10 protein-coding genes and 1 other annotated feature are annotated in these 12,478 nt (G+C 33.5%); of the genes, 9 read left to right on the forward strand and 1 reads right to left on the reverse strand.

Annotated features, from left to right (window positions below; all coding sequences use genetic code 11):
• Positions 1-197: 197 nt before the first annotated feature.
• Positions 198-713 (forward strand): NADPH-dependent FMN reductase, encoded by a 516-nt coding sequence (locus Q1J40_RS01650; RefSeq protein ID WP_301098295.1) that lies wholly within the window; start codon positions 198-200, stop codon positions 711-713.
• Between the two features lie 94 nt (positions 714-807).
• Here Q1J40_RS01650 and Q1J40_RS01655 read toward each other — a convergent pair whose 3' ends face one another.
• Positions 808-1,746: a pirin family protein gene (locus Q1J40_RS01655; RefSeq protein ID WP_301098296.1), complete on the reverse strand. Its 939-nt coding sequence runs from the start codon at positions 1,744-1,746 to the stop codon at positions 808-810.
• A gap of 679 nt (positions 1,747-2,425) precedes the next feature.
• Here Q1J40_RS01655 and Q1J40_RS01660 point away from each other — a divergent pair.
• The 8 genes from Q1J40_RS01660 to Q1J40_RS01695 all read left to right on the forward strand — a co-directional run.
• Entirely contained in the window at positions 2,426-3,583 is a 1,158-nt protein-coding gene (locus Q1J40_RS01660; RefSeq protein WP_301098297.1) for a chorismate mutase, read from the forward strand.
• A gap of 391 nt (positions 3,584-3,974) precedes the next feature.
• Positions 3,975-4,568 carry a pseudouridine synthase gene (locus tag Q1J40_RS01665; protein WP_301098303.1) on the forward strand — a complete coding sequence of 198 codons (594 nt, stop codon included), beginning with the start codon at positions 3,975-3,977 and terminating at the stop codon, positions 4,566-4,568.
• Between the two features lie 111 nt (positions 4,569-4,679).
• The gene (gene galE, locus Q1J40_RS01670; protein ID WP_301098298.1) at positions 4,680-5,699 is read left to right on the forward strand and encodes a UDP-glucose 4-epimerase GalE; all 1,020 of its coding nucleotides are present in this window, start codon (positions 4,680-4,682) and stop codon (positions 5,697-5,699) included.
• On the forward strand, positions 5,699-6,988 hold the full coding sequence (locus Q1J40_RS01675) for an AmpG family muropeptide MFS transporter (RefSeq protein ID WP_301098299.1): 1,290 nt from the start codon (positions 5,699-5,701) through the stop codon (positions 6,986-6,988). Before galE ends, Q1J40_RS01675 begins: the two co-directional genes overlap by 1 nt.
• A gap of 94 nt (positions 6,989-7,082) precedes the next feature.
• Entirely contained in the window at positions 7,083-7,727 is a 645-nt protein-coding gene (adk, locus tag Q1J40_RS01680) for an adenylate kinase (RefSeq protein ID WP_301098300.1), read from the forward strand.
• A gap of 167 nt (positions 7,728-7,894) precedes the next feature.
• Positions 7,895-8,029: a sequence feature (His leader region), on the forward strand.
• A gap of 49 nt (positions 8,030-8,078) precedes the next feature.
• Positions 8,079-9,452: a Na+/H+ antiporter family protein gene (locus tag Q1J40_RS01685; RefSeq protein ID WP_301098304.1), complete on the forward strand. Its 1,374-nt coding sequence runs from the start codon at positions 8,079-8,081 to the stop codon at positions 9,450-9,452.
• 204 nt (positions 9,453-9,656) lie between these two features.
• A complete protein-coding gene (locus Q1J40_RS01690; protein ID WP_301098301.1) occupies positions 9,657-11,258 on the forward strand; it encodes an ABC transporter substrate-binding protein in 1,602 nt (533 codons plus the stop codon).
• A gap of 414 nt (positions 11,259-11,672) precedes the next feature.
• A partial coding sequence (locus Q1J40_RS01695; RefSeq protein WP_301098302.1) for an ABC transporter substrate-binding protein occupies positions 11,673-12,478 on the forward strand: 806 nt, incomplete at its 3' end.

Here is a 12,478-nt window from a genome sequence, read left to right on the forward strand (position 1 = left end):
ACGAAATTATAGCGGATAAATGATTAAGTTTCGATACATTCACGAATAAGCATTTGTAAAAAATTTTGATAAAGTTACCGCTTGATGTATAAGTTTTATGCTATTTTCTCGTTAAAATGGATGTAAAGTAAATATTTATTATGGAACAGATATCCATGTTATAATTTTCAAGCGTTTTTAATAAAAAGGAGAGTACCATGAGTATTATCGCATTTGCAGGAAGTAATAGTTCAACTTCAATCAATCACGCATTAGTAAGTTATATTGCTAACAAATTAGATAAAGGTATCGAAGTTATTCGTTTAACTGATTTCGATAGCCCAGTCTATGCGTTTGATATTGAACAAAAAGAAGGTATCCCAGCGGCAACTAAAAAATTAGCAGAGAAATTGGCAACAGCTGATAAATTGATTATTAGTGTTGCAGAACATAATGGTAATCTAACTGCTTTTTTTAAAAGTCATTTAGATTGGTTATCTCGTAACGATCGTCGCTTTTTAACAGACAAAAAAGTGATGTTGTTAAGTACATCTCCAGGTCAAGGCGCTGGAGTGCGTGCATTAGAAGTTGCAAAAACAACATTACCATTTTTTGGCGCTGAAGTTGTTGCAACTTATAGCATTCCTAGTTTTAATGATGTTTTCAAAGATGGGGAGCTTTCAGAAGAGGTAGCTAAACCACTATTGAGTGAAGTTGAGAAGTTTCTTAAATAAGAATTAAAATTTTATTTTATGAATAACAAGGCTATTTAGGTTCAATTACTAAATAGCTTTGTTTATATGTGATAGGGTCGATAGGGATAACTAATTATTCCTTGAAACCTCTAGGCATTAACGGTGATGGTGTACGTTCTAATTCTGAATTTACTTGTCCAAATCGAGGATGGTTATTATTCCAATCATTTATTGATTGTTCTAACTCAGCCTTATTATCCGCCACAAAATTCCACCACATTAGAACTTTATTCTTCAAAGGTTCTCCTCCTAATAGCATAAAGCGAGTTCCTTTATTAGCTTTAACTTTAACATTCCTAATTTGCTCTATTTCTTCATTATCAAAATAAACCAATTCTGTTTTATTATAAGTTTCACCTTCAATAGATAACTTTCCATCAATAATAAGAATTCCATATTGCATACCCTTTTCCATAGTTAGAGTTACTTCATCATCTTCTATTAAATTTACGTCTAATCCAATTAATTTTGAATATTGCTTAGTTGGTGCGGTATAGACTGTTCCCGCATGATTAGTATAACTACCAGTAGTTAGGGTAAATTCAGCTCCATTTTCAACCCAATGTGGTAATTCAGGATAATAATCAAAACTTGCTTCAATATTTTGATCAGTAGGTAAAGCAATCCACAATTGCACCATATTTAGATTACGTTCATAATCTTCATGAGTTTCTTTTAAAGCAAAAACACTTTGCTCTGTGTGACTAATTCCTCTATTTAATCCTGTACCAGCTGTCATTAGGTTAACTTGATTTGAACTAATAATTTTTTCATTTCCTAAACTATCTTTATGCAGTACTTCACCTTCGATCATCCATGTGAATGTTTGTAGATTAGTATGAGGATGAGGTCCAACTTGCATGCCTCTATCGCCTCTATTAAAAGTAGTTGGTCCAGCATGATCTAAAAAACACCATGCTCCAATAGTTTTAATGCCAATATTAGGTAAAGTACGAGTAAGAGGTATGCCCCCAACATCTTTAATTTTAGGACTTAATTTCGTTATTTTCATATTATTCCCCCACTATAAAATAATATTTATTCTCTATTTAAAACTCATAATTGCATTCAAGAGAAGGATTCTACTATACCTAGTAGTAATTGTATATTAAGAATAAAGTCTATCATTAACGTAATGGTATTCTCTAGTAGCTTATCAAGCTTTACAATTAACTAATTTTTATCAACGGTTGTTTTTTGATTAATTCATTTTGTGTCACTGGAGTTCCTTTTGATCATTTTTGTATTTGATTTTCTATCAGTTCAAATATGTAATCCAGCATTTTTAACATCTGCTTCATTTAATAACATATAGTATCAGTGAGTATCTCCTGTTATTAAAATTGGTTTTTCTCATTAATTAATCCAATCAAAATTATTACATCTTTACTTTTATATCAAGCCATTAATGAGCTAAAAATGAGGTAAATTTCTTATTTAACAATATGTTAATGAGAGAGCGTTTTCACTAAATTATCTTTCAATAACTGCTGATTTTTAAGTACTACTAGTGATAGAGTGATAGTGATTATGGTGGAGTTAAGATCTATCGATAATAGATAAAAAGTACGTTTAGTTATTTTAGTTATAACAATTCAATATACTATTGATTAACCTTTTAAATAAGCGGTAAGATTAAGCTATGTAAATGCAAAATCTTACTGTTTTATTTTTATTTCAAAGGAAATTAAATGTCGTTAGATCTTTCTGAAATTCGTCAGCAGATTACTCAAATTGATCGGAATTTGCTCAAGTTACTTTCTGAGCGTCATCGATTAGCATTTGATGTTGTGAGAAGTAAAGAAATTAGCAAAAAACCACTGCGTGATATTGAGCGAGAAAAACAATTATTATTGGAACTTGTGAATTATGCACAGACGGAAAATTATCAACTTGATCCTCAATATATTACACAAATTTTTCAACGTATTATTGAAGATTCAGTTTTAACGCAACAAACTTATTTGCAGAATAAGTTAAATCAGCAACGAGAAGAAAGTATCTCAATAGCTTTCCTTGGTATACGAGGCTCTTACTCTCATTTAGTTTCTCGGCAATTTGCGAAAAATGCTCAAGCACCAATTATTGAATTAAGCTGTGAATCTTTTGCTGATGTTTTTAAAAAAGTAGAATTTGGTGATGCAGATTATGGGATCTTACCGCTTGAAAATACGACCTCAGGTTCAATTAATGAGGTTTATGATTTATTACAACATACGAATCTGACATTAGTTGGAGAACTTGCTTACAATATTAAACATTGTGTTCTAGGAAAAAATGGCACTAATCTTTCTGAGATTGATACAATTTATACTCACTCCCAACCCGCTCAACAATGCAGCCAATTTATTCAAAGTTTAGATAAAATACATTTGAAGTATTGTGAAAGTAGCTCTCATGCAATGCAGATGGTTGCCCGTTTAAATAAACCGAATGTTGTTGCATTAGGTAATGAAGATGGCGGTAAGTTATATGGATTGAATGTAATCAAAACAGATATTGCGAATCAACAAAATAATATTACTCGTTTTATTGTGTTATCTAAACAGCCTGTTCAAGTTTCGCCTCAAGTACAAACTAAAACACTATTATTGATGACTACGACTCAACAAGCGGGTGCTTTGGTTGATGCTTTAGTTATTTTCAAAAATCATCATATTCAAATGACGAAATTAGAATCTCGTCCTATTTATGGTAAACCTTGGGAAGAAATGTTTTATATTGAATTAGATGCAAATATTCATTTAGAAAATATGAAGAATGCACTAGCTGAATTAGAGAGTGTAACGAGTTATATTAAGGTATTAGGTTGTTATCCGAGTGAGATAATTGAACCTGTGAAATTGTAATTACTCATAATAAAAGCTCTTCTATTTGAAGTACTTTTTTAGCGATTAATTATTAAACAATAGATTTTTTCTAATCTCTTTGAGTAATTGTTTGATTTAATTCTTTAGTATTTCCTATGCGAATGATGAAAATGTTGAAGTTTGCTATATTTTCGATGAGTAATGCTAAATTTTTGCTAACGTAAGATAATATAGAAATGAATGTTAGCTGTACTTTTTACTATGACATGGTCTTTGTTTATTTAATTGTTCATCAGTTAATTTAAGTATTAAAAACTTTTTTGTTTGTATTTACTCTTTTAATTTTTGCTAAAATATTCTCATGAAAAAAATAACTCGAAATTCTCGTTATCAATATCATAATGGATACCGATCTAAACCTAAAGAGGCGATGCCATTGGCTGAGACGATCGTTGTATTGTTTAATAAACCTTATAATGTGTTGACACAATTTTCTGATACTCAAAATCGTCAGACCTTAAAGGATTTTATTCCTATTCCTCATATTTATTCTGTTGGTCGTTTAGATCGGGATAGCGAAGGGTTATTACTATTAACCAATAATGGTGAGATACAACATCGATTAGCTAATCCTAAATTTGATAAGCAAAAAACTTATTGGGTGCAAGTTGAAGGCATACCTGAAGAAAATGATTTAGCCAGATTGCGTAAAGGAATAGAACTAAAAGATGGATTAACAAAACCTGCAAAAGTTAAAGCAATTTTAGAACCTGATTTTAATTGGCAAACAGCACCTAAAATTCGGGAACGAAAGAATATTCCTACTTCATGGATTGAATTAACTATCACCGAAGGCAGAAATCGTCAAGTGCGGAGAATGACTGCCCATATTGGTTTTCCAACACTACGGTTAATTCGTGTGGGAATTGGGGGGTATTCTCTTGGTGAGTTATCTGCGGGAGAATATCGAGCTTTAATAGATTCAGAGAAAAGAGAATTATTTAAAAAATTAGGCTTAAGTTAATTAATTTTAATCTATAAGCGGTTATTTCCATTGAAAATTTTGCAAATAGCAAAGCATTTTAGTCTTAAAAAGGGTAAACTGAGTAGAGTTTTTTGTTAAGAGGATATAAAGATGGCAATTTTATTAACTGGTGGGGCTGGTTACATTGGCTCACATACTGTTGTTGAATTACTTAATCAAGGTAAAGACATTGTTATTTTGGATAATTTTTCAAATTCATCTCCTGTTGCTTTACAACGTGTAGAAGAAATTACTGGAAAATCATTCAATTTCTACGAAGGAGATGTGCTTGATAGAACAATCTTACGTAAGGTGTTTGCCGAAAATAAAATTGATGCGGTAATTCATTTCGCTGGACTAAAAGCTGTTGGAGAAAGCGTACAAAAACCGTTACATTATTATCAAAATAATGTTACAGGCTCGATAGTACTCGTTGAAGAAATGCTAAAAGCGAATGTGAATACGTTAGTCTTTAGTTCATCCGCAACTGTTTATGGTGATCCAAAACAAATTCCAATTACTGAATCTTGCGAAGTTGGCGGAACAACTAACCCATACGGTACTTCAAAATATATGGTAGAACGTATTTTAGAAGATACAGTTAAAGCTTTTCCACAATTTAGTGCCGTTGTCTTGCGTTATTTCAATCCAGTAGGTGCGCACTCTAGTGGCTTAATTGGTGAAGATCCAAATGGTATTCCAAATAATCTATTGCCTTATATTAGCCAAGTTGCAGTAGGTAAATTAAAACAACTTTCTGTTTTTGGTAGTGATTATGATACGCACGATGGTACTGGTGTGCGTGATTATATCCATGTTGTTGATCTTGCTTTAGGTCATTTAAAAGCATTAGAAAAGCACCAAGATGATGCGGGATTTCACGTTTATAACTTAGGGACTGGAGTAGGCTATTCTGTACTTGACATGGTAAAAGCATTCGAAAGTGTGAACAATATTAAAGTCCCTTATCAATTAGTGGATCGTCGCCCTGGTGATATTGCTGTTTGTTATTCTGATCCGAAGAAAGCTCTTGAACAATTAGGGTGGAAAACAGAGCGTGATTTGAATCAGATGATGCAAGATACTTGGAATTGGCAAAAAAACAATCCAAACGGTTACAAAGGTGCATAATGACAGAAATTTCTAAGCCTTCTCTTTGGCAGCAAATTTTTACTAAGAATATGTTGCTTTGTATTTTTACTGGATTCAGTTCGGGTTTACCGTTGTATGTATTATTCCAATTAGTGCCAGCATGGTTATCGTCTTCCGGTGTAGATGTTAAAACTATTGGATTTTTTACTATCATCGGTTTTCCTTATACGTGGAAATTTTTAATTTCACCTCTGTTAGATAGATATTATCCGAACTTTTTAGGTCGTCGCCGCAGTTGGATGTTTATTACTCAGATTGGTTTACTTGCGTTATTAGTCATATTAGGTCAATTTAACCCGAGTGAAAGTATTCAAATTGTTGCAGCTTTATCTGCTTTGGTAGCGGTGTTTTCTGCTGTCCAAGATATTGTTATTGATGCTTACCGTCGTGAAATTTTAAGTGATGAAGAGCTAGGTTTAGGAAATTCAATTCACGTTAATGCATATCGTATTGCTGGATTAATCCCCGGTGGGATATCGCTGATCTTAGCAGATAGTCATCCTTGGCAAATAGTTTTTATTTTTACTGCTTTATTTATGATCCCTGGGTTAATTTTATCGCTCTTTTTAAGTAAAGAGCCTAATGTTGTTCAAGTCGATCATAACTTGCCTTTTTATATGACATTTACTTTACCTTTTAAGGAATTTTTTAGTCGTAAAGGATTATATGCTGGGCTAGGACTGATTTTTTTTATCTTCTTATATAAATTTGGTGATTCATTAGCAACTTCGCTACAGACTAAATTTATTTTAGATATGGGATTTAGCAATACCGATATCGGTACTGTTGTTAAATTAAATTCATTATGGGCATCCATCATTTCTGGCATGGTTGGAGGCATAATGATGATACGTTTGGGGGTTAATCGTTCTCTTTGGGTATTTGGTTTTGTGCAACTTATCACTATTTTAGGTTTTATTTGGATGGCAAGCTACGGTAAATTTGATACTATTGGTGCCTATGAACTGTTTGTTTTAACTGTAGTAATTATTGGTGAATATATTGGAGTTGGATTAGGCACTGCTGCTTTTGTTGCTTTCATGGCAAGAGAAACTAATCCTCTTTATACTGCAACTCAGCTTGCAATATTTACCAGCTTAGCAGCGATCCCTAGTAAAGTAATCGGTGCGTTCTCAGGTGTATTAGTGACAGATTATGGATATTACACATTTTTCTGGATCTGTTTTATTGTCGGTATTCCAGGGATGCTAATGCTTTTTAAGATTGCACCTTGGTCTGTCAAAAATAATGATTTGGCAAAGCAATAGCAGAATACAAGCGGTCAGTTTTATAATTTTATTTGCAATTAAGGAATAATCATTGGGATTATTCCTTATTATTTCGTTATATTAAGAGGTTCTTATGAAAATTATTTTATTAGGTGCACCAGGTGCAGGGAAAGGTACACAAGCACAATTTATTATGAAGAAATTTGGTATTCCACAAATTTCAACAGGGGATATGTTCCGTGCAGCTATTAAAGAAGGAACTGAATTAGGTAAACAAGCGAAAGCTTTAATGGACGAAGGGAAATTAGTACCTGATGAATTAACGGTAGCTTTAGTAAAAGATCGTATCGCTCAACCAGATTGTGCTAATGGATTTTTATTAGATGGTTTCCCTCGTACTATTCCACAAGCAGATGCATTAAAAGAAGCAGATGTTAAAATTGACTTTGTTTTAGAGTTTGATGTAGCAGATGAAGTGATTGTTGACCGTATGAGTGGTCGTCGTGTGCATCAACCATCAGGCCGTACTTATCACGTTGTTTATAATCCACCAAAAGTGGAAGGCAAAGATGATGTAACAGGTGAAGATTTAATTATTCGCCAAGATGATAAACCAGAAACTGTTTTAGATCGTCTTGCTATCTATCACAAACAAACTAAACCTCTTATTGCTTATTACACAGCGGAAGCTGAAGCTGGAAACACACAATATTTCCGTTTAGATGGTACTCAGCCAGTCGAAGCAGTAAGTGCAGAATTAAATAAAATTTTAGGCTAAATGTAATAAATGAGGAATAGCAGTAATTATACTTTTATTCCTCATTTTAGACTGATAAAAAGTGTTGAATATTTTTGTTAAAAATTCGTTGCTTTTCAATTTTTGTTATTATATATTCTTGCTTATTGAACTTTGGGAGTCGTTATGAATATCAATTTTATGAACCATCATCATCACCATTTACCTGATTAATCTTTCGGGCATTTGGGTGTGTTCGGAAGAAACTTCCGAGCATAAAATGTGATAACGACTGTTTAGAATATTTTACCCCTCGGGAGTCCCACTTCCGAGGGGTTATTTTTTTGATATAACGAAACTATTTTTAAATAAACTAAGAAGGAAAATATAATGCTGTTTTCAAATGAGGTGGTTATCTCAATTATTGCTTTACTTGCATTGAGCTTAATGCGGATTAATGTTGTGATTGCATTAATCATTGCCGCTTTGATTTGCGGTATTTGGGGCAATTATGCTGATGGTTTTGTATTAAATGAAGCATTATCTAAAACAGTATCAAGCTTTACCAGTGGGCTTGGTGGTGGTGCTGAAACAGCAATGAATTATGCTGTATTAGGTGCATTCGCTGTTGCTTTATCTAAATCAGGCGTAACAGATTTACTCGCTTATAAAGTGATTAAATCATTTGGTAAAAGTCCATCAGGCCGCTCCGTATTCTGGTTCAAATATATTATTCTTTTCACATTAGTCGTCTTTGCGATGTCTTCTCAAAACTTAATTCCTGTCCACATTGCGTTTATCCCTATTGTTGTGCCGCCACTCTTAGGTGTAATGAATCAATTAAAAATTGATCGTCGTGCGGTAGCTTGTGCAATTACATTTGGTTTAACTGCAACTTATATGTTTATTCCAGTTGGTTTTGGACAAATCTTTATTGAGAACGTATTAGTTAAAAATATTAATCAAGCGGGCGAAACATTAGGATTGGTAGCAAATATCGGTTCAGTGACCAAAGCTATGACAATTCCAGTAACAGGAATGGTATTAGGTTTATTGACCGCAATATTTGTAACTTATCGTAAACCTCGTACTTATCAAGTTGAAAATAATAAAGCTGGTGATGAAAGTATTGAAGATCGCATTGCTAGAGTTAAACCTTTTCATATTGTGATCAGTATTGTTGCAATTGTTATCACTTGTTTAGTTCAGCTTACAATGAACTCAACCATTTTAGGCGGATTAGTTGGATTAGTTGTTTTTGCTCTAGGTGGTATTTTTAAACTTAAACAAAGTAATGATATTTTCCAAGATGGATTACGCTTAATGGCAATGATCGGTTTTGTAATGATTGCAGCATCAGGTTATGCAAACGTAGTTAATTCAACTGGTGGTGTGCCTGAATTAGTTGAAAGTATTCGTGGGGTAATTGATAGCAAAGCAATGGCTGCATTCTTAATGTTATTAGTTGGTTTGTTTATCACAATGGGAATTGGTTCTTCATTCTCAACTGTACCAATTATTGCGGCAATTTATGTACCGCTTTGTATCTCATTCGGATTCTCACCTTTAGCAACGATCTCTATCGTGGGTGTGGCTGCTGCTTTAGGTGATGCAGGTTCTCCAGCATCAGACTCAACATTAGGACCGACATCAGGTTTAAATGCTGATGGTAAACACGATCACATCTGGGATTCAGTTGTACCAACATTTGTTCACTACAATATTCCATTGTTAGTATTTGGCTGGATAAGTGCAATGGTTCTATAACTTTGAATTATTCAACCAAAGATATGGGTGATTTTTTCACTTATATCAGCAAATCTGCAAAATATAGATAATAAGCTACTGCTTTCAATACAAAAATTGCTAATTTTGACAAATAAAAATATTACATATCATAAAATTTTTCGTTATTGATATGGAATTTTGAAAAGATTAGCATTTTTACAACACTGACAGCGGAGTGAAATTATGAAAAAATTAACACAACTTTCTTTAGTTGCTCTTGCAGTAGCTTCTGGCTCTGCAATAGCAGCAGCACCTAAAACATTCGTTTATTGTATTGAAGCTTCACCTTCATATTTTAACCCACAATTAGGAAATGACGGCGCAACATTGGATTCAGATCGCCCCATGTTCAATGGGCTAACAGCATTTGAAAGTGGTACAACAAACGTCATTCCTGCCTTAGCAGAAAGTTGGGAAATATCCGATGATGGTAAAAGTTATACTTTTCATTTACGTAAAGGAGTAAAGTTCCACAGTAATAAGGAATTTACCCCAAGCCGTAATTTTAATGCTGATGATGTTGTGTTTTCATTTAATCGTCAATTAGACCCAAATCATCCATATAATAAAGTTTCGGGCGGTAACTATCCACATTTTATCGGTATGGGTATGCCTAATATCTTAGATAAAATAGAAAAAATCGATGATTACACGGTTAAAATCAGCCTAAAAGTACCAAATGCTCCATTTTTAGCAAATTTAGCGATGAGCTTTGCTTCAATTTCCTCTGCGGAATATGCTGATGCAATGTTAAAAGTAGGTACGCCTGAAAAAGTAGATACGATGCCTATCGGTACAGGTCCTTTTGAATTTGTTTCTTACCAAAAAGATTCAACTATACGTTTTAAAGCATTTGATGATTACTGGAAAGGAAGAGCAAAAATTGACCGTTTAGTATTCTCTATCACACCAGATGCATCAGTGCGTTATGCGAAATTGACTAACGGCGAATGTCATGCAATGCCATACCCAAATCCAGCAGATTTGGAAAAATTAGAAAAGGATTCAAATATCAATTTGATGACTAAACCGGGTTTAAATATTGGGTATTTAAGTTTTAATGTACAAAAACCTCCGTTTGATAATACCAAAGTACGCCAAGCATTAAACTATGCGGTGAACAAAAAAGCCATTGTTGATGCGGTATACCAAGGTACTGGACAAGTGGCTAAAAATCCAATTCCACCGATAATGTGGGGTTATAATGATGATATTCAGGATTATGATTATGATCCAGAAAAAGCAAAAGAATTACTAAAAGAAGCGGGTTTTGAAAATGGTTTTGAGACAGAAATCTGGGCAATGCCGGTTTCTCGTCCTTATAATCCGAATGCACGCCGTATGGCTGAATTAATTCAGCAAGATTGGGCAAACGTAGGTGTAAACTCTAAGATTATTAGTTATGAGTGGGGTGAATATGTCAAGCGTATGCGTGCAGGCGAGGATCCTGTAGGTATGATGGGGTGGGCTGGTGAAAATGGTGATCCCGATGATTTCTTAAATACATTATTAAGTTGTGAAGCTATGGATCAAGGCGTTAATTACGCTAAATTCTGCTATAAGCCATTCAATGATCTTGTTATTCAAGCAGCTCAAGAGGTTGATAAAGAAAAACGTATAGAGTTATATAAACAAGCACAGGTTATATTTCATGAGCAAGTACCGTGGATCACTATTGCACACTCAACAAATTATTTCCCTGTACGTAAAGAAGTAAAAGGATATGCACTTGGTCCATTTAACTTCCATGATTTCTATCCTGTTGATTTAGAGGAAATAAATTAATTTTGTATAACACTTAGCGTTACCATATTTAAAAATAGATATGATACCGTTTATTCTTTAGTTTCAACATTAGTTTCAACATTATAAGTTCTATTTGGTTTAAATGATAATAGTAAATACGATCATATTTGGGATCAATCTTACTAACTTTTCTTCACTACAATATTCTACTATTAGTATTTGGCTGGATTAGTACGATAGTTTTATAAATTTGAATTATTTCACTAAAGATATGAGTAATTACAGTTACTCATATCAGAAAATATCTAAAAAATAGTAATAAGCTATCATCTATGAGACAAAACTCTACAATTTTGATAAATAAAAGTATTGCATATCATAAGATTTTTTGTATATTGATATAGCATCTTGAAAAGATTAGCATTTTTATAACAATAGTATTGGAGTGAAACCATGAACAAATTAACACAACTTTCTTTAGTTGCTCTTGCAGTAGCCTCTGGTTCTGCAATGGCAGCCCCTAAAACATTCGTTTATTGTATTGAAGCCTCGCCTTCATACTTTAACCCACAATTGGGTACTGATGGTGCAACCTTGGATTCATCAGGGCGTCCAATTTTTAATGGTTTGACTGCATTTGAAAGTGGTACAACTAATGTTATTCCTGCTTTAGCAGAAAGCTGGGAAGTATCTGATGATGGTAAAAGTTATACTTTTCATTTACGCAAAGGGGTAAAATTCCATAGTAATAAAGGATTTACTCCAACTCGTGATTTTAATGCGGATGATGTTATATTTTCATTCAACCGCCAATTAGACCCAAATAATCCATACAATAAAGTGTCTGGTGGTAACTATGAATATTTTATCGGTATGGATATGCCTAATATCTTAGATAAAATAGAAAAAGTCGATGATTACACGGTTAAAATTAGCTTAAAAGTGCCAAATGCGCCATTCTTAGCGAATTTAGCAATGGATTTTGCTTCAATTTTCTCTGCGGAATATGCTGATGCAATGTTAAAAGCAGGCACTCCAGAAAAAGTAGATTCAATGCCTATCGGCACTGGCCCATTCCAATTTGTTTCTTATCAAAAAGATTCCTCTGTACGTTTCAAAGCGTTTGATGATTACTGGCAAGGAAGAGCGAAAATTGATCGCCTAGTATTCTCAATTACACCTGATGCATCTGTACGCTATGCAAAATTAACTAAAGGTGAATGTCACGCAATGCCATATCCAAATCCTGCGGATATCGA

Source organism: Otariodibacter sp. (genome assembly GCF_029256985.1).
Classification (GTDB): Bacteria; Pseudomonadota; Gammaproteobacteria; order Enterobacterales; family Pasteurellaceae; genus Otariodibacter.

Coding starts and splice junctions, on each gene's coding strand:
- Q1J40_RS01690 (WP_301098301.1), top strand. CDS start 9,657: ATGAAAAAATTAACACAACTTTCTTTAGTTGCTCTTGCAGTAGCTTCT.
- Q1J40_RS01660 (WP_301098297.1), top strand. CDS start 2,426: ATGTCGTTAGATCTTTCTGAAATTCGTCAGCAGATTACTCAAATTGAT.
- Q1J40_RS01655 (WP_301098296.1), bottom strand. CDS start 1,746: ATGAAAATAACGAAATTAAGTCCTAAAATTAAAGATGTTGGGGGCATA.
- Q1J40_RS01675 (WP_301098299.1), top strand. CDS start 5,699: ATGACAGAAATTTCTAAGCCTTCTCTTTGGCAGCAAATTTTTACTAAG.
- Q1J40_RS01650 (WP_301098295.1), top strand. CDS start 198: ATGAGTATTATCGCATTTGCAGGAAGTAATAGTTCAACTTCAATCAAT.
- galE (WP_301098298.1), top strand. CDS start 4,680: ATGGCAATTTTATTAACTGGTGGGGCTGGTTACATTGGCTCACATACT.
- adk (WP_301098300.1), top strand. CDS start 7,083: ATGAAAATTATTTTATTAGGTGCACCAGGTGCAGGGAAAGGTACACAA.
- Q1J40_RS01665 (WP_301098303.1), top strand. CDS start 3,975: ATGCCATTGGCTGAGACGATCGTTGTATTGTTTAATAAACCTTATAAT.